This window comes from Crystallibacter permensis (assembly GCF_025960875.1).
Classification (GTDB): domain Bacteria; phylum Actinomycetota; class Actinomycetes; order Actinomycetales; family Micrococcaceae; genus Crystallibacter; species Crystallibacter permensis.
In genome coordinates, this window is the sequence record NZ_JAODLR010000023.1 from 15,407 (window position 1) to 40,509 (window position 25,103).

At 65.1% G+C, this 25,103-nt stretch carries 22 protein-coding genes; 12 read left to right on the plus strand and 10 right to left on the minus strand.

From position 1 onward, the window contains the following. Positions 1–47 precede the first annotated feature (47 nt). The 6 genes from B0G38_RS19500 to B0G38_RS19525 all read left to right on the plus strand — a co-directional run bounded on the left by B0G38_RS19500 (position 48) and on the right by B0G38_RS19525 (position 8,075). Positions 48–2,747 carry a helicase-associated domain-containing protein gene (locus B0G38_RS19500; protein ID WP_264670981.1) on the plus strand — a complete coding sequence of 900 codons (2,700 nt, stop codon included), beginning with the start codon at positions 48–50 and terminating at the stop codon, positions 2,745–2,747. Beyond that, positions 2,740–4,389: a DNA repair helicase XPB gene (locus tag B0G38_RS19505; RefSeq protein WP_264670982.1), complete on the plus strand. Its 1,650-nt coding sequence runs from the start codon at positions 2,740–2,742 to the stop codon at positions 4,387–4,389. Before B0G38_RS19500 ends, B0G38_RS19505 begins: the two co-directional genes overlap by 8 nt. A gap of 62 nt (positions 4,390–4,451) precedes the next feature. Next, a complete protein-coding gene (locus B0G38_RS19510) occupies positions 4,452–5,285 on the plus strand; it encodes a class I SAM-dependent methyltransferase (protein ID WP_264670983.1) in 834 nt (277 codons plus the stop codon). Between the two features lie 140 nt (positions 5,286–5,425). Next, on the plus strand, positions 5,426–6,136 hold the full coding sequence (locus B0G38_RS19515) for a response regulator transcription factor (RefSeq protein WP_264671023.1): 711 nt from the start codon (positions 5,426–5,428) through the stop codon (positions 6,134–6,136). A 65-nt stretch (positions 6,137–6,201) separates the two neighbouring features. Further along, positions 6,202–7,602 (plus strand): sensor histidine kinase, encoded by a 1,401-nt coding sequence (locus tag B0G38_RS19520; RefSeq protein ID WP_264670984.1) that lies wholly within the window; start codon positions 6,202–6,204, stop codon positions 7,600–7,602. Positions 7,603–7,784: 182 nt separating this feature from the next. Continuing rightward, entirely contained in the window at positions 7,785–8,075 is a 291-nt protein-coding gene (locus B0G38_RS19525; protein ID WP_074699746.1) for a WXG100 family type VII secretion target, read from the plus strand. Positions 8,076–8,133: 58 nt separating this feature from the next. Here the strand turns inward: B0G38_RS19525 and B0G38_RS19530 are convergent, their stop codons facing one another. Continuing rightward, the gene (locus B0G38_RS19530; RefSeq protein WP_264670985.1) at positions 8,134–9,096 is read right to left on the minus strand and encodes a ribonuclease HI family protein; all 963 of its coding nucleotides are present in this window, start codon (positions 9,094–9,096) and stop codon (positions 8,134–8,136) included. A 51-nt stretch (positions 9,097–9,147) separates the two neighbouring features. Between B0G38_RS19530 and B0G38_RS19535 the strand changes: the two genes are divergently transcribed. Beyond that, positions 9,148–10,035 (plus strand): DUF4031 domain-containing protein, encoded by an 888-nt coding sequence (locus B0G38_RS19535; RefSeq protein ID WP_264670986.1) that lies wholly within the window; start codon positions 9,148–9,150, stop codon positions 10,033–10,035. A gap of 92 nt (positions 10,036–10,127) precedes the next feature. Here the strand turns inward: B0G38_RS19535 and groL are convergent, their stop codons facing one another. Beyond that, positions 10,128–11,765, minus strand: coding sequence for a chaperonin GroEL (gene groL, locus B0G38_RS19540; RefSeq protein ID WP_264670987.1), 1,638 nt, complete (start codon positions 11,763–11,765; stop codon positions 10,128–10,130). A 395-nt stretch (positions 11,766–12,160) separates the two neighbouring features. Between groL and B0G38_RS19545 the strand changes: the two genes are divergently transcribed. Then, on the plus strand, positions 12,161–12,751 hold the full coding sequence (locus tag B0G38_RS19545) for a TM2 domain-containing protein (RefSeq protein ID WP_264670988.1): 591 nt from the start codon (positions 12,161–12,163) through the stop codon (positions 12,749–12,751). 107 nt (positions 12,752–12,858) lie between these two features. On the opposite strand, the gene B0G38_RS19550 is transcribed toward B0G38_RS19545, so the two are convergent. From B0G38_RS19550 to B0G38_RS19560, 3 genes are all read right to left on the minus strand, one after another. Beyond that, positions 12,859–13,065 (minus strand): cold-shock protein, encoded by a 207-nt coding sequence (locus B0G38_RS19550; protein WP_264670989.1) that lies wholly within the window; start codon positions 13,063–13,065, stop codon positions 12,859–12,861. A gap of 168 nt (positions 13,066–13,233) precedes the next feature. Continuing rightward, positions 13,234–13,932, minus strand: a complete 699-nt coding sequence (locus B0G38_RS19555; protein WP_264670990.1) for a LytR C-terminal domain-containing protein — start codon at positions 13,930–13,932, stop codon at positions 13,234–13,236. A 63-nt stretch (positions 13,933–13,995) separates the two neighbouring features. After that, complete coding sequence (locus B0G38_RS19560; RefSeq protein WP_074699753.1) at positions 13,996–14,304, minus strand: DUF3263 domain-containing protein; 309 nt, start codon at positions 14,302–14,304, stop codon at positions 13,996–13,998. A 158-nt stretch (positions 14,305–14,462) separates the two neighbouring features. Between B0G38_RS19560 and B0G38_RS19565 the strand changes: the two genes are divergently transcribed. Further along, the gene (locus tag B0G38_RS19565) at positions 14,463–15,221 is read left to right on the plus strand and encodes a uracil-DNA glycosylase (protein ID WP_264670991.1); all 759 of its coding nucleotides are present in this window, start codon (positions 14,463–14,465) and stop codon (positions 15,219–15,221) included. 93 nt (positions 15,222–15,314) lie between these two features. After that, a complete protein-coding gene (locus B0G38_RS19570) occupies positions 15,315–16,175 on the plus strand; it encodes a siderophore-interacting protein (protein WP_264670992.1) in 861 nt (286 codons plus the stop codon). A gap of 34 nt (positions 16,176–16,209) precedes the next feature. Here B0G38_RS19570 and B0G38_RS19575 read toward each other — a convergent pair whose 3' ends face one another. Both B0G38_RS19575 and B0G38_RS19580 read right to left on the minus strand, forming a co-directional pair. Continuing rightward, complete coding sequence (locus B0G38_RS19575; RefSeq protein ID WP_413542096.1) at positions 16,210–17,931, minus strand: threonine/serine exporter family protein; 1,722 nt, start codon at positions 17,929–17,931, stop codon at positions 16,210–16,212. 139 nt (positions 17,932–18,070) lie between these two features. After that, positions 18,071–18,610, minus strand: a complete 540-nt coding sequence (locus B0G38_RS19580) for a methyltransferase family protein (protein ID WP_264670993.1) — start codon at positions 18,608–18,610, stop codon at positions 18,071–18,073. A gap of 92 nt (positions 18,611–18,702) precedes the next feature. On the opposite strand from B0G38_RS19580, the gene B0G38_RS19585 reads away from it, so the two are divergent. Together B0G38_RS19585 and B0G38_RS19590 are read left to right on the plus strand one after the other, a co-directional pair. Beyond that, positions 18,703–20,127 (plus strand): lipase maturation factor family protein, encoded by a 1,425-nt coding sequence (locus tag B0G38_RS19585; RefSeq protein WP_264670994.1) that lies wholly within the window; start codon positions 18,703–18,705, stop codon positions 20,125–20,127. Between the two features lie 85 nt (positions 20,128–20,212). Further along, positions 20,213–21,253 (plus strand): LLM class flavin-dependent oxidoreductase, encoded by a 1,041-nt coding sequence (locus B0G38_RS19590; protein ID WP_264670995.1) that lies wholly within the window; start codon positions 20,213–20,215, stop codon positions 21,251–21,253. Between the two features lie 148 nt (positions 21,254–21,401). On the opposite strand, the gene B0G38_RS19595 is transcribed toward B0G38_RS19590, so the two are convergent. The 3 genes from B0G38_RS19595 to B0G38_RS19605 form a co-directional block, all read right to left on the minus strand. Next, on the minus strand, positions 21,402–22,733 hold the full coding sequence (locus B0G38_RS19595) for an MFS transporter (protein WP_264670996.1): 1,332 nt from the start codon (positions 22,731–22,733) through the stop codon (positions 21,402–21,404). 256 nt (positions 22,734–22,989) lie between these two features. Further along, positions 22,990–24,519: a tripartite tricarboxylate transporter permease gene (locus tag B0G38_RS19600; RefSeq protein ID WP_264670997.1), complete on the minus strand. Its 1,530-nt coding sequence runs from the start codon at positions 24,517–24,519 to the stop codon at positions 22,990–22,992. Beyond that, on the minus strand, positions 24,516–25,097 hold the full coding sequence (locus tag B0G38_RS19605) for a tripartite tricarboxylate transporter TctB family protein (protein ID WP_264670998.1): 582 nt from the start codon (positions 25,095–25,097) through the stop codon (positions 24,516–24,518). The genes B0G38_RS19600 and B0G38_RS19605 overlap by 4 nt, the downstream gene beginning before the upstream one ends. Positions 25,098–25,103: the final 6 nt, after the last annotated feature.

Below are 25,103 nucleotides of genomic sequence, written 5' to 3' on the forward strand. Positions count from 1 at the left end.
CCTTCCCGCCGGCTTCGGGGCTTGCCGGGCGGGGTAACGTTAATCTGATGTCCTCCATCCGTGCGTTGGCCGATGATTTGGCTGCCCGCAGCGATAGCCAGCTGCGGGCGCTGCTGAGCGCCCGTCCGGATCTGTGCCTGCCTCCGGTTCCGGATTTTTCCGCCCTGGCCGCCAGGGCTTGCACCAGAATCAGTTTGCAGCGGGCACTGGAGAAACTTTCCCGGCCGGAATTGGACCTGCTCGAAACGATCGTCCTGACCACCGACATCGACGCCGGCACCGGCATCGACGCGGAGGCACTCCAACCGCTGCTCGTTCCTGCGCCGGACAACCTCGTGCAACAGCCGGGCGACACCACCGAGCAGGAGCCGGGCGACACCACCGTGCAGGAGTTGGACGCCTACCTCGCCAAGCTGCATACGCTGGGCCTCCTGGTACCCGTTCCGGCCGAAGCGGACCGACAGGCCGGGTTCCTCCCCGTCGCCAGCCTTCCGGATGTGCTCGGTCCTTATCCTGCCGGTTTGGGCCGTATCTATGCGAAACTCGCCGCCGCCAGCGCCGAGGCGGGCGAACGCATGGTCGCCGTCGTCGTCGCCCTCACGGCTGCCGGCTACCCGCTCGCCACCGCAGACGGGCTTGCGGAGTTGCCTCCGGCAGACAAGGCTTCCGCGGCTGCCCGCGCCTTGGAATCATGGCTCTCCGCGCCTGGCACCTGGGAGTCGCTCCTGGACGAGGCGCCGCCCAAGACCGGCGAGCTGCTGGAACGGTTCCGCCGCTCCCCGGTGGGGACGGTTCCGCAGGCGCTCCGGAACCTTGATGTGCACGACGCCGGGGCCTCGCCGGTGGAGTGGATGCTCGCCCGCGGTCTGCTGGTGCCGGTGGATGCAAGCCACGTTGAGCTGCCGCGCGCTGCCGGGATCGCGGCCCGCGGCGGTGCCGTGATCAACCCCTGGGCAACCTCGGCCCCCGGGTTCGCCCGGGCCGACGAGAAGGCCGCGGGGTCCGCGTGGTCCGCAGGGTCCCCAAGGTCCGCAACGGGGACAGCGCGGACGGTCCGGGCCAGCCTGCGCGACAATGCTGCCTATTCCGCCGTCGCCGAGACCTTGCGGCTGGTCTCCGAGCTCCTGGTGCTCACCGACGCGACGCCGGCGGCAACCCTGCGCGCCGGCGGTGTCGGCGTACGGGAAATCAAGCGGCTGGCAGACGAGCTGCGCATCGACACCGGCGAGGTGTGCTGGCTGCTCGAGCTCGCCGCGGCGGCCGGGCTGCTCACCCTGGACGTGGACACCAGCAAGTGGAAGACCAACGACGCCGGCGCTTACGCCGGGTTCGAACGCCACCATCAGTGGTTGCTGCTGGCCACGGCGTGGCTGGCGCTCGACCGTGCGCCCGCGCTCGTGGGGTCCCCCGCCCAGCCTGGCTCCCGGCCTGACGCGGCGAAGTCCGGCATTAATGCCCTCGCTGCGGAAGCATCGCGTCCCGATGCACCCGCCGTCCGCCATCGGTTGCTTGATGCCCTCGTCGAACTCTCCGTCCCACTTGGCGACGGCACATCAGTGGCGGCGCCGGCAGAGTCGCTGGTGACCGATTACCTCTGCTGGCACCAGCCGCGGCTCCGTCGCCGGTTCGAGCGTTTGGTGCCGGGCATGCTGGTTGAAGCCGCACGGCTGGGCCTGCTCGGCTCCGGCGCGTTGACCGAGCTGGGCGCCGCACTGGCGGCCGGCGAGCCGGAGGACGCCGCGGAGCTGCTGGAACGCCAGCTGCCGGAACCGCTGAGCCATTTCCTATTGCAAGCGGATCTGACGGCCGTAGCCCCGGGCTACCTGGAGCCGGCCGTGAACCGCGAACTGGCGCTGCTGTCCACCGCCGAGGGGCAGGGGCCGGCCGCGATCTACCGGTTCTCCGCGGATTCCGTCCGCCGGGCCTTGGATGCGGGGCAGGACGCCGAGGGCATCCTGCAGTTCCTGACCCGCCACTCGGCCACCGAGGTGCCGCAGCCCCTGCGCTACCTGGTCGAAGACACCGCCGCACGGCACGGTGCCGTCCGGGTGGGCACCATGTCCTCCTACCTGCGCGGCGACGACCCCGAGCTCCTGGACGCGTTGCTGGCGGATCCGCGGGCCGCGTTGCTGGGGCTGCGGAGGCTGGCGCCCACGGTGCTGGCGTCGAAGTCGAGCGCCCGCGAACTGCTGCACACCCTGCGCGGGCTCGGCTATTCCCCCGCACCCGACAAGGATAACGACGGCGTTGCCCTCGCCGCTGCGGTTGGCGCCGGCGGCGGAGGAAGCAGCCTGAATGGCGCTCACGGAGGCGGCGGAGAAGGCGCCGCGGGAAGTACCTCCAACTCCGGCGGGGTTGGCCGGGTAGCCGGCAGCGCGCCGTCGTCGTTCCCGGTCCGGACCAATCCCTGGGTGCTCACGGACGAAGACCTGCAGGCCCAGCTGGACCGGCTGCGCGGAGCGGGCACGCCGGCCAAGTCCGCCGCTGGCGCCGAGGCCGAGCCGCTGCTGGCCTTGGAGACCCTGCGCAAGGCGATCCGGCTCAAGCGCCCGGTTCGGATCGGGATTGTGGAACCCAACGGCGCCCAACGGCACGAGGTCCTGCAGCCGCTTTCCGTGGGCGGCGGCCGGCTGCGCGTTTTTGACGCCGAGCGCGACAGCGAACGGGTGGTCTCGATCCACCGGGTGATGGACATCGAGCTGGTCGATGAGACCGGCGGCAAGAAGAGGAGCACCACCGATGGCTGACGGACCACTGATCGTCCAGAGCGATAAGACCATCCTGCTGGAGGTGGACCATGAGCAGGCCACCGAGGCGCGCCATGCCATCGCCGCCTTCGCCGAACTGGAGCGCGCGCCGGAGCATATGCACAGCTACCGGATCACGCCGCTGGGTCTGTGGAATGCGCGCGCGGCCGGGCTGGATGCCGAACAGGTGCTGGACACGTTGCTGCAGTACTCGCGCTTCCCCGTGCCGCACGCGCTGCTGATCGATATCGAAGAGACCATGTCGCGGTACGGGCGGCTGCGGCTGGAAAAGGACCCGCAGCACGGGCTGGTGCTGCGCACCGATGACTATCCCGTGCTTGAGGAGGTCATGCACGCCAAGAAGATCCAGCCGCTGCTCGGTCCGCGGATCGACGGCGAGACCACCGTGGTGCATTCCTCGCAGCGCGGCCAGCTCAAGCAGCTGCTGCTTAAGCTCGGCTGGCCCGCCGAAGACCTCGCCGGCTACGTGGACGGCACGCCGCATCCGATCGCGCTGAAGGAGGACGGCTGGAAGCTCCGCCCCTACCAGCAGGTGGCTACGGAGAACTTCTGGGCGGGCGGTTCCGGCGTCGTCGTTCTTCCCTGCGGTGCGGGCAAAACGCTGGTGGGCGCCGCGGCGATGGCCACGAGCCAGACCACCACACTGATCCTGGTGACCAACACGGTCTCCGCACGGCAGTGGAAGGACGAGCTGCTCAAGCGGACCACGCTGACCGAAGACGAGATCGGCGAATACTCCGGCTCGCTCAAGGAGGTGCGGCCGGTAACCATCGCGACGTATCAGGTACTCACGTTGCGCCGCGGCGGGCTCTACCCGCATCTGGAGCTGGTGGACAACAACGACTGGGGCCTGATCATCTACGACGAGGTCCACCTGCTGCCGGCGCCGATCTTCCGCATGACCGCGGATCTGCAGGCCCGGCGGCGGCTCGGCCTCACGGCGACGCTGGTGCGCGAGGACGGCCGCGAGGGCGAGGTCTTCTCGCTGATCGGGCCCAAGCGCTACGACGCCCCGTGGAAGGACATCGAGGCACAGGGCTACATTGCGCCTGCGGACTGCGTGGAGGTCCGGGTGGATCTGCCGCGCGACGAGCGCGTGGCGTACGCAATGGCCGACGACGCCGACAAGTACCGTCTCTGCGCGACCTCCGATACCAAGACCGGTGTGGTGGAGCGGCTGGTGGCCCACCATAAGGGCGAGCAACTGCTGGTGATCGGGCAGTACATCGACCAGTTGGACGAGCTCGCCGAACGGCTGGACGCGCCGCTGATCAAGGGCGAGACCTCGGTGAAGCAGCGCCAGCGGCTCTTCGACGAGTTCCGCTCCGGATCCCTGCACACCCTGGTGGTTTCCAAGGTCGCCAACTTCTCGATCGATCTCCCCGAGGCCGCAGTGGCGATCCAGGTTTCCGGTTCCTTTGGCTCGCGGCAGGAGGAAGCCCAGCGGCTGGGACGGCTGCTGCGGCCCAAGTCGGACGGGCGGGCTGCGCGGTTCTACACTGTGGTGGCGCGGGACACGCTGGACCAGGACTTCGCCGCCAAACGCCAGCGGTTCCTCGCGGAACAGGGCTACGCCTACACCATCCTCGACGCAAAGGATGTGGGAAAGACGGGGAGCTAATCCGGCCCGGGGTGCCGGCCGGGCGTAGAATTTCAGCCATCCAAACCAGTGGGGAGCCCGCCGTGGACGCTGAACAAGTTGTCGCCGAGCATTACGGGAAGCCGGATCTGGAGGATGCCCTCCTCGCCGGGTTGGCCGCTGCCGGCCTCGATCCGGACCATTTCGAGCCGGATGATCTGGCCGCGGTTGACCAGTTCCATGTCGGCGGTGCCGAAGCTGCCGAGAACGTGGCCCGAGGTGCCGGCATCAGCAGCGGCATGCGGGTGCTGGACATCGGCTCCGGCATCGGCGGCCCGGCCCGCATGTTCGCGCATCGCTTCGGCGCCATGGTACAGGGCGTGGACATCACGCCGTCCTTTGTCACCACGGCGCAATCCCTGACCCGGCGCTGCGGCCTGACCGGCCAGGTCGGTTTCTCCAAGGCCAGCGGCCTGGACCTCCCCTTCAGCGACGGCGAATTCGACGTGGCAACCGTGATGCACGTCGGCATGAACGTCGAACACAAGGACGCCCTGTTCAGCGAAGTCCACCGCGTGCTCAGGCGCGGCGGGATCTTCGCCGTCTACGACATCATGGTCACCGGCGAGGGCGACCCCCAGTTTCCCCTGCCGTGGGCGGCGAGCGCCGAAACGTCCTTCCTCCGTTCGCCCCAGGACTATGTCCGGGAGCTGGAGGCAGCCGGATTCACCCTGACCGGCGAGCGCAACCGGCACGGCTTCGCGCTGGAGTTCCTGACCCGCGCACAGGCCCGGCTGGCCGAAAACGATCCTCGGCTGGCGGGCATGCAGCTGGTACTCGGGCCGGAAGGAGCCGTCAGGATGGGACACTTGGCCAAAGCGATCCGCGAAGGAACGCTGGCCCCGGTGGAAATCTACAGTCGCCGAGAGGAGGCCTGAGAACCAAATGCCCGTGGCTGCATCCGAGCAAAAGGAGGCCCCGCCGTCGTTATTCCTTGCGGCTGGGTAACGGCTGGCACTGGGTCAGCACCCAAGAAATGTACAGACAACTCCCAGAATCTGTGAGCATACTGAAAAGCGTGAAGAAAAAGGAACCTGAAGCAAAACTGCTAGTAGTTGACGACGAACCGAATATTCGGGAACTGCTTTCAACTTCCCTGCGCTTTGCCGGGTTCGAAGTTATTGCCGCGGCAAACGGCCGGGACGCCCTCGCTGCCGCGGAGGAACACAACCCTGACCTGGCGGTGCTGGACGTCATGCTGCCCGACATGGACGGGTTCACCGTGACCCGCCGGTTGCGCGCGGCCGGCCGCCACTTCCCGGTCGTCTTCCTCACGGCCCGTGACGACACCGACGACAAAGTCACCGGCCTGACCGTCGGCGGCGACGACTATGTCACCAAACCCTTCAGCCTCGACGAAGTGGTGGCGCGGATCCGCGCCGTGCTGCGCCGGACCCAGCCGCTGCTCGAAGACGACGCCGTCATCCAGGTTGACGACCTTGAACTCGACGACGACGCACACGAAGTCCGCCGGGGCGGGCTGGTCATCGATCTCTCCCCCACCGAGTTCAAGCTGCTGCGCTACCTGATGCTGAACCCGAACCGGGTGCTGTCCAAGGCGCAGATCCTGGATCACGTCTGGGAGTATGACTTCAACGGCGACGCGTCCATCGTGGAGTCCTATATCTCCTACCTGCGCCGGAAGATCGACGCCAATCCCGAGGCTCCGGCACTTATTCAAACCAAGCGTGGTGTGGGGTACCTGCTGCGCTCGTCGGAAAAGCGGTAGCCGTGATCCAACGGTGGAAGTCGGCCTCGCTTCGCACACAGTTGGTTGCAATCATCTGTGTGTTGATGGCCGCTACCATCGCCCTGACGTCGGCCCTGACGATCGCGCTGCTTCGAGACAACCTCGTCCAAAGGATGGATGATGACCTAAGCAGCAGCCGCGAAAATGTATCTATCTGGATGCTTCGCAGAGATCTCTCTGGTCCCAACAATCCGCTCACAAACTATTACGCGGCTCTTCTTGATTCGACTGGAAAGCCTTTACGTCAATCAACTCCTGCCAGCGAGGAATTTTACAAGCCAGACATAAAAAATCTTGAGCTCGACCAAGTTGCTGCATCGCCTGAGGCGTTTGATCTGGACGACGAAAGAGTCGAAGGAGCCACGTGGCGCGCCCGAGTATATAGCTTTGCAGAAGATTCTGGCTTCATTGTCATCGCGCTTCCATACGAAGACATAGACCAAACCATTGAAGATATTGCTGCGATCAGCCTCATCATCGGCTTAATTTCCACCGCAGCCGCGTCTACCATTGCCTGGGCCGCGATCACGAGGGCGTTCAAACCGCTCAGCAAAGTAGAAAAGACAGCAGCAGCAATCGCAGCTGGCGACCTATCACGACGGGTGAACGTAGAAAGTCCGGCTACAGAGATAGGCAGGCTTTCAAGTTCGCTCAATGCAATGCTTGCGCATATCGAATCGGCCTTCGCCGGCCGGGCGGCTTCCGAAAAGCGCATGCGGCAGTTCGTCGCCGACGCTTCCCACGAACTGCGCACACCGCTGGTGACCATCCGCGGGTTCTCCGAGCTCTACCGCCACGGCGCGCTGCAGACACAAGACGACGTCGGGGCGGCCATGGGCCGAATCGAGAGCGAAGCCACCAGGATGGGCCAGCTTGTGGAAGACCTGCTCACGCTCGCCCGTGTGGACGAACAGCGTCCGCTGGAGGCAAAGCCATTGGACCTGCTGCTGCTCGGCAACGATGCCGCTATGGACGCCCGTGCCAGCGCCCCGGACCGGGACATCAAAGTCATCGGGCTTGACGGCGCAGGGCCCCAGTCTGCACCCATCGTCGGGGACGAGGGCAGACTGCGGCAGGTCGTAGCCAACCTGATGACCAACGCACTCCGCTACACGCCTGAGGGATCGCCGATCGAAATAGCCGTCGGCGTTGAACCTGTCATCGACGACAAAAAGGACTCTGTGATCGAGGTCCGCGACCACGGTCCCGGCGTCTCGGAAGAAGAAGCGGCAAGGGTCTTTGAACGCTTTTACCGCGCAGATTCCTCACGCTACCGCGAGACCGGCGGAACCGGACTTGGCCTGGCCATCGTCGCGGCGCTGGTCGCCCAGCATGACGGCACTGTGCGACTGCTGGACACGGAAGGCGGCGGGGCGACCATGTCCATCCGAATCCCCTATGAGCCAGCGCCCGACGACGACCGCAGCGTCTTCGAATACAACTGATCCGGGGGCAGCGACAGTTGCCCCCGGGCCGGTGGAAGCCGAAATCGACACGAAGCTGCCGTCCTCCACTCCGGCCCTTCAACTCTGCGTTATCCACAATTGCTGGCCGGCCCCTCGCCTGCGCTCCGCACGCTCCCTAGCCTCGAAGTATCCGTTGGATCAACTACTTCGAAGGGAACATCATGGCTGTATTCCATGTGGACAGTGAGGCCTTGAACGCCAAGAGCATGGCGGTCCAGGGCACCATCGGCCGGCTGCAGGCCGAGGTAAACACCATGCAGTCAGGGCTGCGGGAGCTGGAATCGCTGTGGACAGGTTCGGCTTCCGCGAACTTCCAGCAGCTGATTACCGACTGGCGTGCAACGCAGCTGAAGGTTGAAGAGTCCCTGGCCAGCATCAACACGGCGCTGGCACAGGCATCACAGCAGTATGCTCAGGCCGAAGAGGCCAACGCACGCATGTTCATGGCGTGACCCAAGTACTGCAGTCGGGCCGGAATCCCCCAACTGGACCCCGCGCCGCCGCTGCCGCTTAGCTCTGTTCCGGCGTTCCCTGATGGAACCGCAGCCGCCACTGTTCCCCTTCGCGGAGCCACAGTGAGCTGCGCAGAGCCGAGCCGGTCCGCGAGCTGCTGCGGTATGTCAGCAGGACGCTGTCTTCGCCAAGCCGTTCAGAGGCGAAGACTTCCACGGTTGCTTCCGTCTCCGGATCTCCCTGGAGCGCACTGATCGTGTCGTCCCTGGTCCACATCCGGCCCGACTGCCCAATCTCGGTAAAGTCCGGGTGCAGGAGCACAGCAAGACGTCCGAAGTCAGCTCGTGTACCGGGGCTGAGGAGTTCCTGTTCCAGCCTGACCACCAGTTCCTCGACAGGTTCGTGTGTGTCCGGCGCGGAAAAGTCATCCAGCTCGGAGAACAGGTCGGGCTCCGGGCTCTCCGGACTTTCGGCCCGCTGAGGTATGTGGGGCTCCGGAACTCGGACGGCCGATTGGGTGACGGCGGGAGTGTCCGCCGCGGCTGCGGCCGCCCGGCCCTGGAAGCCGGGTCCGTGGGGTATGACCGATCCGCTTTGGAAAGCTGAGGCAACTGCCCGGGCACGGACATCGGCTGCTTCGTTCAGGTCATGTCCCGCGTGGCCCTTCACCCATTCGAATTTGTAACTGCGGCCCTTGATGACCTGGTCGATCTGCTTGAGGAGGTCCACGTTAAGCACGGCTTTACCGTCGGCCTTGCGCCAGCCTTTGCGCTTCCAGCCCGGCATCCATTTGGTGATGCAGTTGATGACGTACTGGCTGTCGCAGAGGATGTGCAGGGGCTCTTCCGGCAGGTGTTCGGTAGCACGGAACAGATCCAGCACCGCCATGAGCTCGCCCTGGTTGTTGGTTCCGTGCGGCCAGCCTCCCGCTGCCCAGGAATATTCGTCAATGTACCAGGCCCAGCCAGCAGGTCCTGGATTGCCGAGGGCAGAACCGTCGGCAGCAGCAGTAATCGTCATAGTCTCCATCTTTTCAGATCGGCAAGCTTCCAACGGACATAGGCTGGCAGGGTGGCAATTCTTATCGATCCCCCGCTCTGGCCAGCCCACGGCACGCATTTTTCACATCTGGTCTCGGACTCGTCGCTGGATCAGCTGCACGAGTTTGCGGCGGCCGCCCGGATTCCCCGCCGGGCCTTCGACCTGGACCATTACGATGTTCCGGCAGAGCGGCATGCAGAACTTGTCGCCCGAGGTGCCGTAGCCGTTTCCGGCGGCGAACTGGTACGACGGCTGATCGCCAGCGGACTGCGGGTGCCGGCGCGCCGCAGGCCCGGAAAACTGGAGCACGTCCTGCTGAAGCACTGGAACGCGTTGCTTCCCGCGCAGGAACGTCTGGGCTTGGAGCTCATTTCCCGATGGGGCGAGGACCACCGTCACTACCACGATCACATGCATCTGCTTGCGGTCATCGAGGCCCTGCGCACGCTTCAGGATCATGGTGAACGGCCGGGACCGGAGTCCCGGGCCGTCTGGCTGGCCGCGTGGTTCCACGACGCGGTCTACAACGGGGTGGCAGGCAAGGATGAAGAAGATTCCGCGGCACTGGCAAGCGAGAAGCTGGCCGACGCCGGCTGCAGACCTGAGGAGGTCGCTGAGACCGTCCGTCTAGTGCTGCTGACAGCGCACCATGCTCCCGTTGATGAAGACGCGTCAGGTGCCATGCTGTGTGATGCAGACCTATCGGTTCTCGGCAGCCCGCCGGAGGACTATCGCCGCTACCTCGCTGCAGTCCGGCAAGAGTATGCGCACGTCGGTGACGCTGATTTCGCAGCCGGCCGCGCCGCCGTCGTCCGCCGGTTGCTGGCCTTGGAGCCGTTGTATAAGACGGAAACCGCCCGCGAGCTCTGGCTGGCCCAGGCCCGGCAGAACCTGAGCGCCGAACTGGCCGAGACTTAACCGGGAAGGCACGGCTCCCGATCGGGAACCGTGCCTTCCTGTTGGAACTGGTCAGACGATGACCGGCCCGGAAGCGGCTTGCGCCGGACTTCCTAGAAGCCGCCCATACCGCCCATGCCGCCCATGTCGTCGCCGCCCGGCATAGCCGGAGCGTTCTTCTCGGGCTTGTCAGCGACAACAGCCTCGGTGGTGAGGAACAGGCCGGCGATGGAGGCCGCGTTCTGCAGAGCAGAGCGGGTCACCTTGACCGGATCGTTCACACCGGCAGCCAGCAGGTCTTCGTAGACACCGGTTGCAGCGTTCAGGCCGTGGCCCGAAGGCAGGCCGCGGACCTTGTCGGCAACAACGCCCGGCTCGAGGCCAGCGTTGAACGCGATCTGCTTCAGCGGAGCATCGATGGCAACCTTGACGATGTTGGCGCCGGTTGCTTCGTCGCCCTCGAGGTTGAGGTTGGCGAACGCCTTGGCGCCGGCCTGGATCAGGGCAACGCCGCCACCGGCGACGATTCCTTCTTCAACGGCAGCCTTCGCGTTGCGGACAGCGTCCTCGATGCGGTGCTTGCGTTCCTTGAGCTCAACTTCGGTTGCGGCACCGGCCTTGATGACTGCAACGCCGCCGGCCAGCTTGGCCAGACGTTCCTGCAGCTTCTCGCGGTCGTAGTCGGAATCGGAGTTGTCGATCTCGGCGCGGATCTGGGAAACGCGGCCTGCGATCTCCTCGGCGTCGCCGGCACCTTCAACGATGGTGGTCTCGTCCTTGGTGACAACCACCTTGCGGGCCTGGCCCAGCAGTTCGAGGGTTGCGTTCTCCAGCTTGAGGCCAACTTCCTCGGCGATGACCTGGCCACCGGTCAGGATGGCGATGTCAGCCAGCTGAGCCTTGCGGCGGTCACCGAAGCCCGGAGCCTTGACGGCGACGGACTTGAAGGTGCCACGGATCTTGTTGACAACCAGGGTGGCCAGAGCCTCGCCCTCGATGTCTTCGGCGATGATCAGCAGCGGCTTGCCGGACTGCATGACCTTCTCCAGAACTGCAACGAGGTCCTTCACGTTGGAGATCTTGGAGTTGACGATCAGGATGTACGGGTCTTCGAGGACCGTTTCCTGGCGCTCTGCGTCAGTGACGAAGTAGCCGGAGATGTAGCCCTTGTCGAAGCGCATACCTTCGGTGAGCTCGAGCTCGAGGCCAAAGGTGTTGGACTCCTCGACGGTGACAACGCCTTCCTTGCCGACCTTGTCGAGAGCTTCGGCGATCAGTTCACCGATCTGCGGGTCGCCTGCAGAGATCGAGGCGGTAGCAGCAATCTGCTCCTTGGTCTCGATTTCCTTGGCGGAAGCGATCAGCTCGGCGGTGACGGCGTCAACAGCCTTTTCGATACCGCGCTTGAGGCTCAGCGGATCGGCACCGGCGGCAACGTTGCGCAGGCCTTCCTTGACCAGAGCCTGGGCGAGCACGGTTGCGGTGGTGGTACCGTCACCGGCGACGTCGTCGGTCTTCTTGGCAACTTCCTTGACGAGCTCTGCGCCGATCTTCTCGTACGGATCGTCGAGCTCGATCTCCTTGGCGATGGAAACACCATCGTTGGTGATCGTGGGAGCGCCCCACTTCTTTTCGAGGACAACGTTGCGACCACGCGGGCCGAGCGTGACCTTAACTGCGTCAGCGAGGATGTTCAGTCCACGCTCGAGACCGCGGCGGGCCTCTTCGTCAAAGCTAATGATCTTTGCCATGGCGGCATACGTCCCTTCTGGACAGTAGACAGCGGGCGCAGCCTTGGATAAACCAGGACTGCTAACCACTGCGATGCCCGCGACGGACGGATAACGACGACGGCGATCTCTTTACGCCGCACCGCTACCCTCACCCCAGTGGTTTGGATTTTTTCACTCTCCCCCGTCGGCCGACTGCTTAGCAGTCAACCAGCGAGAGTGCTAACACAATAATTAGCACTCACCACGGTCGAGTGCAAGCTGCAGCCAGCATTAGTCGGGCCGCTTCACCCTCCGCTTAACACCCTGAGCACCACTGACCCCAAGATCAGGGTGGCCCCCGATAGTCCGGGCCCGTGCCGGGCCGTAGATTGTAGGTAGTCACGCAGCACCATCACATACCGAAGGAAAAGAACATGTCGGAAAATCCGGACGGCAAGCAGGACAAAGCCGGACAGGACCAGCCCGGACCATCCCGTGGGGAAAATCCCACCGAGCCGCTGCGGGGCGCGGGCCCCAATCCCACGCAGCCCCTGGGCAACATGCCCGGTGAGCCGGCGCCCGGAGGGAAGCCTCCCTACGGCCAAGCACCACAGGGCCAGCCTCAGTACGGGCAACCCCAGTACGGCAAGCCACAACAGGGTCAACCGCCTTACGGCCAACCGCCGCAGGGGCAGACCCCCTATGGGCAACCACCTCAGGGCCAGAATCCGTATGGACAGCCGCAGTACGGCCAGGCTCCCTATGGCCAGCCGGGCCAGCCATATTACGCCGGCTACCCGGAACAGAAGTCCCGCCTGATCGGCGGCTTGCTGGGCATTCTGCTCGGCGGCCTGGGCATCCACCGCTTCTATCTGGGCTACGTCGGCATCGGGATCCTGCAGATCGTGGTCACGATCGTCACCTTCGGCCTCGGTGCGGTCTGGGGCTTCGTTGAAGGCATCATGATCCTGGTCGGAGCCGAAATGTTCCGCCGCGACGCCAAGGGCATTCCGCTCAAGGAGTAGCAGCAGCTTCCCCGTCGAAGCGGCCGCCGGTTCTGTTTATAACTGCATACGACGGCGGCGTACGGCTGAATCAATAGCCGCACGCCGCCGTCGTACTTTGGCAAAGATCAGGAAGCGAACTTCACTTCCTCGGCCTGCGGCCCCTTTTGCCCTTCCCCGATTTCGAACTGCACGCGCTGGCCCTCCTCAAGGGAGCGGTAACCGTCCATCTGGATGGCGGACCAATGCACAAATACGTCAGCTTCGTTTTCATCGACGGTGATAAAGCCGTAGCCTTTTTCCGCGTTGAACCATTTGACGGTTCCCTGCGCCATATTGCTCTCCATATTTCTAGACCTGGCCCCGCCGCCTCTGTTTCCGGCGCCGGAGATGCGCTCACTCTACCCATGCCACAGCACGGGTGAGCGCCGGCAGAGAGAAAGTTATGGAGGTGTAATTTCGCCGCCGCGAAAGCAGTCCGGACGGGCCAAACAGGGCTATGATCAGCCGTTTTGCTGGAATCCAGGGCCCAGTACCACGGTGACATACTCGGAGACTGCTCCCGGCCCGGTCTCGCGCAGGTCGTTGATGCCCAGGAGTTCGCCCAGCGCCTGCGCATTGGCCCCCTGGCCGGGGTTGTAGAAGATCACGGAGTTGGCCATGGGCGTGCCCTGCCAGTTATCCACTACCCCGACGGCCCAGCCGTCGGACGTGACCGTCTGCGAGACCGCGCCGCCGAGCCCGGAGACGCCGACGCTGTTGAAGATCAGCACCGGATCAGCTTTATTCACGGCCGCGGCAGCCTCGGCGGCCTCATCGACGGGTTCCTCGGTCGGTTCCGCGGCGGGCTTCGTAGTGGGCTCGTCCAAGGGTTCTTCGGCCGCTTCGGTGGCTGTGCCGGCGGCGTCCACGGCGGGTTCGCTGACGTCCTCCGTGGGTTCGGCCGCTTCCTCGGATGCACTCGGGGATGCCGACTTCGCCGAGGGCGCTGCCGTGGCCTGCAATTCCGTGCTTGCGCCGCCCGCTCCGAGCAGCGGCAGGACGAAGAATGACAGGACGCCGACGGCGAGCGCCAGTACGGTGGCCAGGATGATCAGGCCGAGTCCGCTGGATTTCGACGCGGCCATGTGGGCCCGGTGGACGCCGTGGCGGTCTGAAGTTTCGGGCACCTGGTCAAACTCGTCCCGGGAATACTTGGTCATCGCTAAGAGTGCGTCCTTAGTTGTATCGAAAATATCTGCGCGGTCGAACCGTTGGACCCGAGGCTAGGCGTCCGTGCCCAGCCGGCGGGCCGTCCGTGCGCGCTGGCGGGACGTCCGCAGCCTGCGCAGCCGCTTGACCAGCATCGGATCATGGGCCAGCGCCTCTTCGGTATCGATCAGGCCATTGAGGATCTGATAGTAGTGCGTGGCGGACATGTCGAAGAGCTCGCGGATGGCCTGTTCCTTGGCACCCGCGTACTTCCACCACTGCCGTTCCAGCGCCAGCATTTTCTGGTCGCGTTCGCTCAGCGGGCTCGATGAATCCAGCTCGGCGTCAAGGGAAAACGCACTGGCATCGACGGAACCAGCCAAGACACACCATCACTTCCGTTTGTTTGCAGGGGAAACTGTCCTCCACCATGGTAACGAATCACCGGCCTGTCATTTGCGCACGCCGCGGCGGCCGCGCATGGCGGCCCGGGATGGACCGCGACTCGCCCGCCCGGGCTGCGATCAGCGACCATAGGAAGATGACTGACGACGACGGCGCACTGTTTGAGCTTCCGGCCACCGCGTCAGCAGTGGACACCCGGGAGCCTTTTCCATTCTCCGCACCGGCCGGATTGGACGAGGTCATGCACCCCGAGTGGGCCGAAGTCCTGGCGCCAGTGACGGAAACCGTGCATGCACTGGCCGCCTACCTTGAGCAGCGGCGTGCCGCGGGCGGTGAGATCCTGCCGGCGCCGGCCAATATTCTGCGGGCCTTCCAGCAACCGCTCTCGGCCATCAAGGTCCTTGTGGTCGGGCAGGACCCTTACCCCACGCCCGGGCATTCGATCGGCCTCTGCTTCGCGGTGGAACGGCATGTCCGGCCGTTGCCCCGCAGCCTGGCCAACATCTACAAGGAACTGAACTCGGACCTGAACATTCCGCCGGTTCCGCACGGGGATCTGTCTTCCTGGGCGGATCAGGGAGTGCTGCTGCTTAACCGGGTCCTCACGGTAGAGGCCGGCAAGACCGGAGCGCACCGCCGCAAGGGCTGGGAAGAGTTGACCGAGCTGGCGGTCAAGTCGCTCGTGGCGCGGGGCGGTCCGCTGGTGGTGGTCCTGTGGGGCAGGGATGCCCAGAACCTGTCAACCTTGCTGGACGCGGTCCCGCGGATCGAATCCGCGCACCCCAGTCCGTTGTCAGCCTCACGCGGATTCTTCGGCTCCCGCCCCTTCAGCCGGATCAACGAACTGCTGGTGGCGCAAGGGGCCGACCCGGTGGACTGGCGGTTGCCCCTGTAATAGTGGTTGGGAACAAAACCGGTGGTGGGTTAGGTTGTCCTTAGTAGTACCCCATCCGCCTTCCCCACGCCTTGCGTATTCAGGAGCCGTTTCATGTCTGCCCAGCCCGCAGCCCGCCCCGCCCGTCCCCGGAAACCCCAGACGAACCTCCAGGTGCTGCGGACCGAACGCCTCTCCGAGCACATGGTCCGGGTTTTCGCCGGTGGTGAGGGGTTCGGGAAGTTCGCGGCCAAGGACGCCACCGACCAGTACGTGAAGATCTTCTTCCTCGACCCGGAACTGGAGGTTGAGCTCCCGGTAGACGTCGCCGAGCTGAAAGAGACCCTGCCGGCGGACAAGCTGCCGGTCACCCGCACCTACACGGTCCGCAGCGTGGACCAGTCCGCTCGGGAAATCGCCATCGACTTTGTTGTGCATGGCGACGAGGGACTGGCGGGCCCGTGGGCGCTCAAGGCCCAGCCCGGAGACTGGCTTATGTTCACCGGCCCGGGCGGAGCCTACTCCCCCAACCCCGACGCCGATTGGTACCTGCTGGCCGGGGACGATTCCGCGCTGCCGGCCATCGGCGCGGCCATCGAAGCGCTGCCGGCACACGCCACGGGGCATGCCCTGATCGAGGTGGATTCCGCAGCCGACATCCAGGACCTCAACGCCCCCGCAGGCCTCCAGTTCCATTGGCTCTTCCGCCAGGGCCAGGTCCCGGGCACCACCACGCTGCTGCGGGATGCGGTGGCAGGGCTTGATTGGCCAGCCGGTGAAGTGGACGCGTTTGTCCACGGCGAGCGCGGGGCCATCAAATCGCTGCGCGACGTACTGTTCAAGGACCACGGGCTGCACCGTAAGCAGGTTTCCATCTCCGGCTACTGGGCCTACGGCCGGGCTGAGGATGCGTTCCAAGCGGAAAAGCGGACCGAGGTCGGGCAGATCTTTCCGGAGAACTACCCGGCCACCTAGACAACGCGGCCAGCGTGCGGCTTAGCCGCACCGGTTAGCGGCGGCGGTTCCTGCGGCGGCCCTCGTTGGAGCCCATGTCCCGGGTGAAGGGCTGCGCCAAGTTGTCGCCGAGGACCGTGCCGCCGGAAATCGCCAGGATCACCGTCAGCGCACCGAAGAGGTTAAGCACGCCAACAAAGGGGTCGTCCACATTGACGGTCAGGTCGTAGGTGGCGCGGAAGATCGACAGTCCGGGCAGCAGGAACAAGATGGCGGGCACCGCCACAACCAGCTGCGGCGAGCCCATCCGCAATCCAACAATGCGGCCCAGGAAACCGATAAGGACGGCGGCCAGTGCCGGCCCTATCCGTTCGCCGATCCCGGCCATCACGACAAGGTCGTAGAGCAGCAGTGCCACGAGACCAACCAAGGCCGTCGGCACCAGCATGCTGAGCTTGGTTTGCTCGGTGATGCAGATGGCCATGGTGGCAATCATGAGCAGCAGCGCCCGCACCACATAGGGGTATTCGCCCTCCCCGTCGACAAAGACCTCGGGCAACCTGACGCCCACCAGCTCGCCGCCCACCAGGCCCACGGCCACACCGGAGGCGATGGCGGCAAAGGTGAGGAAAGCGGACAGGAAACGGCCGGCCGCTGTGACGGGGAAGCCGTTGATCGCGTCCTGGGTCGCGGAGACGAGGCGGCCTGTTGGCAAGAGGTAAAGAATTCCGCCCGCGATCACCAGCGACGGGCTCAAGGGAACCTGCAGCTGCCAGAACAACAGGGCAACCGCGGTGGCAAGACAGGACCCGATCGCGGTGACAAAGAAGTCCGGCACCCGCCATTTGCCCAGCTTGCGGCCCAGCAGACCCATCAGGACGGTTGACAGCATCGCCACCAGCGACGCGAAGATCCCGCCGCCGAGGAACGCCACGATGGAACCGGCGAAAACGCCGCCGGCGCCGATGGCCATCCACTTGGCAAACGGCTTGGGCCGCGCGGCGATCTCCTGCAGCCGCTCCTTGGCCTCGGTCCGCCCCACGCCACCGTTGACGATGTCCGTGACCAGCTGGTGGACCAGGGACAAACCCGCGTAGTTGTTCGTCCAGGACCGCACCACGCGCATCAGGGTCAGCGGGACCGTATCTGCCTTGGCATAGTTGATCAGCACGGACTGGTTGGTAATATCGACGTCGATCTCGCGCAGGCCAAAGGCTGCCGTCACGGCGATGATGCTCGTTTCCACTTCCAGGGCGCCGGCGCCGTAGCGGAACATGGTCTCGGCCAGATCCAGCGCAAAGTCCAGGGTGAGCCGGGCGGAGGTATCCACACCGGCGGCCTGGATCATGGGGTTGGCGTACGGGCTCCCCGCGAGCCGTTCAACGATGCTCATCGGGGCGGTGGGCGGCGCCTCGCCCTGCACCAGTTTGCGCAGCATCCGGCGGGCAGCGGCGTTGGTACGCTGCTGGCCCTTGGGCATCGGCAGCGGGGCGGTGCCGTACGGAACCGGCTTGGCCTCCTTGGCTACCGGTTTCTTCGGGATCGCCGGCTTGGCCTTGGGCTTGGTTCCCGGTCGCTTGGGCGGTGCGTTCTTGCCGGCCGGCTGCTTCGCCGTCGGCGGTGTCCCCGCCCCCGGTTCCGGGCGCTCTGCGGTCTCCCCGCCAGCCCCGTTTTCCGGCGTTTCGGCGGGCTTACGGGGTATTTTGATGATGGGCAGGCTGCCGACCCGCGGCGACATCGGAGTACCTGGATCCTGCTGGCCGTCCTTGTCCTGCACTGCCCCTCCGTTCCTGTGTTTTCGGGCTGAATTTTTGGCCGGTTTTATCCTCCCACACGGCCGTTGCCCCAAGCCGTGAAAGCGTCGAGAAACGCATCACATGCGGCGGCCGCTGCGCTGCCCGCCACGGGGAGGATGGCTAGCTTTCGAAGCCGCTTCTTTCCTCGGCACGCCACGGCGTCAGCCGCGGGAACCAACCTGGCACGTTGCGCTTGTAGCGGCGGTATTCATCGCCGAACTGCCGCTCCAAGGCCGGCTCCTCATACAGCCTGACAAAAAGCCCCACGGGAACGGACATCACGGCGCAGTAACCGAGAAGTTTGGGCCGGCCCAGCATCAGTGCCTCGCCGAGGATCATCGACAGCAACGCCACATAAATCGGGTTGCGCACGTAACGGAACGGCCCTGTGACCACCAGGTACTTCGTCGGCGCGATGGGCGCGGGCGTACCCAGGCCCTCCCGCGCAAACCGCACAAAGGATTCAATAACGACGGCGGCGCCTCCGGCGGTGAGCACGGCACCGGCGGCTCTGGCCGGCAGCCCGCCGGGCACCGGGGTCCGGGCCTGCCAGCGGGTGAGCAGCCAGGGCACAAGTCCGGCGGCTACCGCCGGAGCCACCGCGAAGGCCGCGGTTCCGAGGACGGCCCGCCTGTGTTCTGCCTGCGCCGCATCCCTCATGCCTTCATTGTGTCCCGGGGACACGGGGGATGTAACCCCTCCGCCCGGCTGAGCCTTGACAGTGTTGCCGGCGGTCCTAACGTTGGAAGTACATGAACTGGTTGAACGCCGAAGGTTTCGAGGTCGCGCGGCAGGTGCTGCAGCGCGGGATTGCCGCCGTCTACGTGATCGCGTTCCTCTCCGCCGTCGCGCAGTTCCGTGCCCTGCTCGGCGAGCACGGACTGTTGCCGGTGCCCCGGTATCTGGCCCGCTCGGCCGCCCGCGGTCCCACACTCTTCAGTTGGCGCTATTCGGACAAGCTGCTGCTCGTGGTCGCATGGACCGGCGCCGTCGTGGCCGCAACCCTGGTGGTTGGCTTGCCGCAGCTGGGGCCGCCGTGGCTTCCGATGCTTGTTTTCCTGCTGCTGTGGGGCCTCTACATGTCCATCGTGAATGTGGGCCAGACGTTCTACGGCTTCGGCTGGGAGACGCTCCTGCTCGAAGCCGGCTTCCTGGCCGCGTTCCTGGGCTCCAACGAGATTGCCCCGCCGGTTACGGTGCTCTGGCTTTTCCTGTGGCTCACGTTCCGGCTGGAGTTCGGTGCGGGCATGATCAAGATCCGCGGGGACCGGGTCTGGCGGGACCTGACCGCCCTGTACTACCACCACGAGACGCAGCCGATGCCCAACCCGGCCAGCAGGTACTTCCACCATCTGCCCAAGCCGCTGCACAAGGTGGAAGTCGTCGGGAACCATTTCGCCCAGCTGGTGGTCCCGTTCTTCCTGTTCTTCCCGCAGCCCGTGGGCAGTATTGCCGCAGCCATCATTATCATCACCCAGTTGTGGTTGGTGGTTTCGGGCAACTTCGCGTGGCTGAACTGGCTGACCATCCTGGCCGCGGCCGCTGCGCTCAGCGACGACGCCCTCGCCGCGGTCCTCCCCGGCAGCCCGGATCTCACGCCCGACTACGCCCCGACGCCGATCTGGTTCGCCGTCGTCGTCCTGGCCATGACCGCACTGATGGTCTATCTCAGCTTCCGGCCGGCACGCAATCTGGTCTCCAAGCGGCAGCTGATGAACACCAGCTTCAACCGCTGGCACCTGGCCAATGCCTACGGCGCCTTCGGCAGCATTACCCGCGAGCGCTACGAAATCATCGTGGAAGGCTCGGCGGACGGCGTCAGCTGGCAGGAATACGAATTCAAGGGCAAGCCCGGGGACCCCGGACGCATGCCGCGGCAGTTTGCGCCCTACCATCTGAGGCTGGATTGGCTGATGTGGTTCCTGGCCCTCGGCGCACCCGGCGACAGTTGGTTCATTCCCTTCCTGCGTCGGCTGCTGGCCGCGGACCGGGCGACCCTGAAACTGCTGAGGATCGATCCGTTCGACGGCGAACAGCCCCGGCAGGTCCGGGCGCTGGTCTACCATTACCGCTACTCCACCCGGCAGGAAAAGAAGGCCACCGGGCTGTGGTGGATCCGGCGGCCGGTCGGCATGTTCGTGGCACCGCTGAAGAACCCCGCGGCCCGGTCGGATTAAACCCGGGCGGAATAAGATCCCTTACCCCGCGGTTGGCAAGAATGATGCAAACGCATTGATCAATCTTCAGGAAGGCGCCCGCAGCGTGGCACGGAAAATCGAACTGGGTCTGGACACTTTCGGGGACGTTACTTACGACGCCGACGGCAGGCCTCTCCCGCAGGACCAAGTGATCCGGAACGTCGTCGCGGAGGCGGTGTTGGCGGACGAGGTCGGACTGGACTTCATCGGCATCGGCGAGCACCACCGCGAGGACTTCGCCATCTCCGCACCGGATGTGGTCCTGGCAGCCATCGCCGGCCAGACCAGGAACATCCGGCTGGGCTCGGCCGTCACTGTACTCTCCTCGGATGATCCGGTGCGTGTCTTCCAGCGCTTCTCCACGCTCGACGCCGTCTCCAACGGACGCGCCGAGGTGATCCTCGGCCGCGGCTCCTTCACCGAGTCCTTCCCGCTGTTCGGTCTGGATCTGGCCGACTACGACATCCTGTTCGACGAAAAGCTCCAGCTCTTCACCGAGCTCCGCAAGGAAAAACCCATTACCTGGGCAGGGCAGACACGGGGTCCGCTGGACAACAAGACGGTCTACCCGCCGACGGCCTTGGGCTCGCTCCCCACCTGGATTGCCGTGGGCGGCACGCCGCAGTCCGTGGTCCGGGCGGCACACTACGGCTTGCCCCTCATGCTCGCCATTATCGGCGGCGCCCCGATGAATTTCGCGCCCTTCGTGGAGCTCTACCACAAGGCCCTGGACCAGTTCGGCCAGCCCCGGCTGCCCATCGGCGCCCACTCCCCCGGCTACATCGCCGCGACGGACGAGCAGGCCAAGGAAGAGATGTGGCCGCACTACGTGGACATGCAGGAACGCATCGGCCGCGAGCGCGGCTGGAGCCGCATGACCCGCGGACAGTTCGAGGCTGAGGCCGGCCCGGACGGCGCCTTGTTTGTCGGCTCGCCCGAAACCGTGGCCACCAAGATCGTCAAGGTAGCCAAGGGGCTGGGGCTGGACCGCTGGGACATGAAGTACAGCCTGGGCACGCTCCCGCACGAGAAGCTGATGCGCAGCATCGAGCTCTACGGCAAGGAAGTGGCCCCCTCCGTCCGCGAGCAGCTCGCCGCGGACTAGGCCAAAGAACTAGTCCAACCCAGCCAAGGCCAACCAACTAAGGCCAAACCAAACAACGACGCCGGCGGGAGACTTTTTAAAAAAGTCTCCCGCCGGCGTCGTTCGCTGGATTTGCCGACTGGTCGGAGCTGGACGGAGCTGGATGGAGTTAGACGGTGACCGGCTTGCGCTTGCCGAGCTCTTCCGTCGGAACCTTGTAGGTTTCCTTGGCGGTCAGCGCGGAGACCGCTGCGATGGCGCAGATGACCGCGGTGAAGATGCTGGTGGCAACCCAGCCGCCTTCCTGGATCCCGCCGATGGCCGCGACGATGGACGGGGCAAACCCGGCCATCAGGAAGCCCAGCTGGGTGCCGATGGCCAGCCCGGAGAAGCGGACCCTGGCGCTGAACATTTCGGCGTAGAACGAAGGCCAGACGGCGTTGGCCGCGGCATAGGCGCAGGAGAAGACCACAACGGACAGGGCGAACTGCAGCAGCGTGTTGTCGGACTCCATCGAGAGCAGATAGAACGGCATGAAGACCGCGCTGCCTACCGCGCCGTAGATAAAGACCGGTTTGCGGCCGATCCGGTCCGCCAGCTTGCCGAAGAGCGGCTGGGTGAACAGGGCGCCCACGTTGCCGGCGACCACCAGCCACAGGGTGATGCCTTCATCGACGCTGCCCACTTCTGCACCGTACTTGATGGCCAGCGTGCCGTAAACGGTGGAGACGGCGGCGATGAACGCGCAGCAGATCACGCGCAGGACGTCGCGCCAGTGGTTCTTCAGCAGCACGGCCACCGGGAGCTTCGCGATTTCGTTGTTGGCCTTCGCGGCCTCGAAGGTGGGGGTTTCGTGCAGCGAACGGCGGATGAAGTAGGTAACGATGACGACAATCGCGCTGAGCCAGAACGGGATGCGCCAGCCGATGCCGTACTTGATCTCGTCGGGCAGGGCCACCACGGGGATGAAGACGAGGGCCGCGAGGATCTGGCCGCCCTGGGTACCGGTCAGGGTCCAGGATGTGAAGAAGGACCGGCGGTTGTCGGGGGCATGCTCAAGCGTCAGCGAGCTGGCACCGGCCTGCTCGCCGGCGGCGGACAGCCCCTGCATCAGGCGGCAAAGGACCAGGATGGCCGGAGCCCACCAGCCGATGGTCTGGAAGTCCGGGATGCAGCCGATGATGAATGTGGAGGCACCCATCAGCACCAGCGTGAACATCAGGACCTTCTGGCGGCCGATCCTATCGCCGAAGTGCCCCACGAAGACGGCGCCGACCGGGCGGGCGATGTAAGCGAAGCCGAAGGTCGCCAGCGACATGATGCCGGCATTCGCGCTTTCATCCGGGAAGAACACCTGCGGGAAGATCAGGGCCGCGGCGGAGCCGAAGATAAAGAAGTCGTAGTATTCAACGGCGCTGCCCATGAAGCTGGCGATAGCTGCCCGCTTCGGTGTTTTGCCGTGATGGGCGAAGGCCTCATCCTCTTGGTGAACGGCGGTCATGGAGTGCTCCTTGCAACTGCTGCGGGATCTGGCGGGCCGGGGAAACGTCCGGAGGCGGATGGCCCGCCTTGCTGGCTTGTGCGCATCTCGCACACTTGTGCACAAATCGAACGGTCGTTAAAAGGTAGCCCACCTCACAGGCGATGCGCAAGACACCGCGCAAAATGCCCCGCCCAGCGGGCGGGGCATTTCAGGTACCGGCCGCACTCCGGGAGCCATGGCGGAACCCGAAGTGCAGTGTAGGGGATGGCTGCAGCTAGGGCATCAGTGTGGGGACGTCCTTACCTTCGTTGGCCAGCCTGCGGCGCTTGACCAGTCCGCGCAGTGGCGGCAGGATCAGTGCGGCGGCCGCGATGAGCAGCAGCACGACGGCGATGGGGCTGGTGAAAATCGAGGCCCAGCCGTCCGTAATCAGCGCGCGGCGAAGATTGGACTCCGCCAAGGGCCCTAGGATCAGGCCGAGCACCGCAGGTCCGGCGGGGAAGCCGAAGCGGAGCATGAACAGCCCGATCAGCCCGAAGATGAGCATCATGAAGACGTCGAAGACGCTGTTGTTGATGGAGTAGGTGCCCACCATGCAGAAGATCAGGATGATCACCCAGAGGAAGTGGTTGGGCAGCTCCAGCAGCTTCACCACGCCACGCATGCGCAGCAGGCTCAAACCCAGTGTCAGGATGGTGGCGATGAGCAGGATGGCGACTAGGGAGGCAATCAGGTCCGGGTGGCTGCTGAACAGGCCCGGCCCGGGCTGGATCCCCCAGATCATCATGGACCCGATCATCACGGCCATAACCGAATCGCCCGGCACGCCCAGAGCCATGGTGGTAGTCACGCTGCCGCCTAGGGTCGCGGTGCTGGCCGTATCGCCAGCTGTAAGGCCCTCGAGTGATCCCTTACCGAATTCATGCTTGTGTTTAGACGCCTTCTTGGCGTTGTCCCAGGCAATGATGCCGGCAATGTCGCCACCGACGGCCGGCACCAGGCCTACCACCGAACCGGTAACGGCACCGATGCCCATCGGCTTCGAGAGGCGCCTCATCAGCTTCATGCCCGGCATCCACTGGCCCATCTGGGTGATTGGCGGCACGTGGTGAGCCTTGCGATGGGTCAGGATCTGGTTGATCACCTCTGCCACACCGAAGAATCCGATGATGACCGGAATGAACGGGATGCCCCCGTTCAGCTCCAGGATGCCCAGCGTAAAGCGCTGGTCGCCGGTAATCGGATCCCTGCCGACGGTGGCCAGGAACAGCCCGAAGGCACCGGCGGCCAGCCCCTTGACGATGCGGCCGGAGGAAACTCCCACCATCATGGTCAGGCCGAAAACCACTAGAGCGAACATCTCCGGCGGGCCAAACTGCATCGCGAACGCGGACAGCGGGACAGCCGCAACGGCCAGGATCGCGATGCCGAACAGCATCCCTATGGCAGAACCGAAAGCGGACGTGGTCAGCGCCAGCCCAGCCTTGCCCTGCTGTGCCAATGGGTAGCCGTCGAAAGTGGTCGAGATTGAAGCCGGCGTCCCCGGTGTGTTGATCAGGATGGCCGGCACCCGGTCGCCGAACTGCGCAGCCACATAGATGGTCAGCAGCATGGCCAGACCCTGAGTGGGTTCCATCGTCAGCGTGAATCCGCTGGCCAGCGCCACCGCCATGGTGGCCGTCACGCCGGGGAAGGCACCGACGAGCATGCCGATCAGAATGCCGATACCGATGTAGATAAGAGTGTCCGGGGCCAGGACTGCGGCTATGCCGTCCGTGACGGGGGAAGCAACGATGTTGATCATAGTGGGACTCGCAATGCGACGACGAAGAGAAAATGGAGGATGGCTGCGACGACGGCGGGGAACGCCAGCAGGGGCTTCCACCCGCGGGCACCGTACAGGGCAGCCAGCGCGGCAACGGCGACGAACGTGATCAGCCAGAACTGCAGCACGTTCCAGAGCAGCAGGTATCCAACCAGAATCACGGCGGTGCCGGCAAGACGCCCGATGCCCCACCCGCTGAGGGGATCAGGGATGTCGGACGGGCGGACCCCGCGCAGCACGTTGACGAAGACGAGCAGCAGACCGAAACCGATCAACCCGTAGGCGACCATCTCTGGCCAAAAGGTCGGGCCCAGCTCCGCAGCAACACCGGAGTCAATGTTCTGCGCCAGCAGCAGCACCGAGAGGCCGACCGTGACGCACAAGGCAACCGGCACCAGCTCGCGCAGTCGATAGGGGCGGTCTGTGACCAGCGGTTCGATCTGCGGGTGCAGGTGGGCGCTGGCATGGTCCAGGTCCGGGTCCATTGCGGCGTCCGGATGTCCGGCCGCCGCGGGGAGGTGAGCAGGCTGTGTGGGCCCGCGGTCAGATGTATTCATCATGAG

What these genes read in the sequence shown, in the direction of transcription:
- B0G38_RS19500 (WP_264670981.1), top strand. Translation starts at nt 48, where the DNA reads ATGTCCTCCATCCGTGCGTTGGCCGATGATTTGGCTGCCCGCAGCGAT.
- B0G38_RS19505 (WP_264670982.1), top strand. Translation starts at nt 2,740, where the DNA reads ATGGCTGACGGACCACTGATCGTCCAGAGCGATAAGACCATCCTGCTG.
- B0G38_RS19520 (WP_264670984.1), top strand. Translation starts at nt 6,202, where the DNA reads ATGGCCGCTACCATCGCCCTGACGTCGGCCCTGACGATCGCGCTGCTT.
- B0G38_RS19525 (WP_074699746.1), top strand. Translation starts at nt 7,785, where the DNA reads ATGGCTGTATTCCATGTGGACAGTGAGGCCTTGAACGCCAAGAGCATG.
- B0G38_RS19530 (WP_264670985.1), bottom strand. Translation starts at nt 9,096, where the DNA reads ATGACGATTACTGCTGCTGCCGACGGTTCTGCCCTCGGCAATCCAGGA.
- groL (WP_264670987.1), bottom strand. Translation starts at nt 11,765, where the DNA reads ATGGCAAAGATCATTAGCTTTGACGAAGAGGCCCGCCGCGGTCTCGAG.
- B0G38_RS19545 (WP_264670988.1), top strand. Translation starts at nt 12,161, where the DNA reads ATGTCGGAAAATCCGGACGGCAAGCAGGACAAAGCCGGACAGGACCAG.
- B0G38_RS19550 (WP_264670989.1), bottom strand. Translation starts at nt 13,065, where the DNA reads ATGGCGCAGGGAACCGTCAAATGGTTCAACGCGGAAAAAGGCTACGGC.
- B0G38_RS19555 (WP_264670990.1), bottom strand. Translation starts at nt 13,932, where the DNA reads ATGACCAAGTATTCCCGGGACGAGTTTGACCAGGTGCCCGAAACTTCA.
- B0G38_RS19565 (WP_264670991.1), top strand. Translation starts at nt 14,463, where the DNA reads ATGACTGACGACGACGGCGCACTGTTTGAGCTTCCGGCCACCGCGTCA.
- B0G38_RS19570 (WP_264670992.1), top strand. Translation starts at nt 15,315, where the DNA reads ATGTCTGCCCAGCCCGCAGCCCGCCCCGCCCGTCCCCGGAAACCCCAG.
- B0G38_RS19580 (WP_264670993.1), bottom strand. Translation starts at nt 18,610, where the DNA reads ATGAGGGATGCGGCGCAGGCAGAACACAGGCGGGCCGTCCTCGGAACC.
- B0G38_RS19585 (WP_264670994.1), top strand. Translation starts at nt 18,703, where the DNA reads ATGAACTGGTTGAACGCCGAAGGTTTCGAGGTCGCGCGGCAGGTGCTG.
- B0G38_RS19595 (WP_264670996.1), bottom strand. Translation starts at nt 22,733, where the DNA reads ATGACCGCCGTTCACCAAGAGGATGAGGCCTTCGCCCATCACGGCAAA.
- B0G38_RS19600 (WP_264670997.1), bottom strand. Translation starts at nt 24,519, where the DNA reads ATGATCAACATCGTTGCTTCCCCCGTCACGGACGGCATAGCCGCAGTC.
- B0G38_RS19605 (WP_264670998.1), bottom strand. Translation starts at nt 25,097, where the DNA reads ATGAATACATCTGACCGCGGGCCCACACAGCCTGCTCACCTCCCCGCG.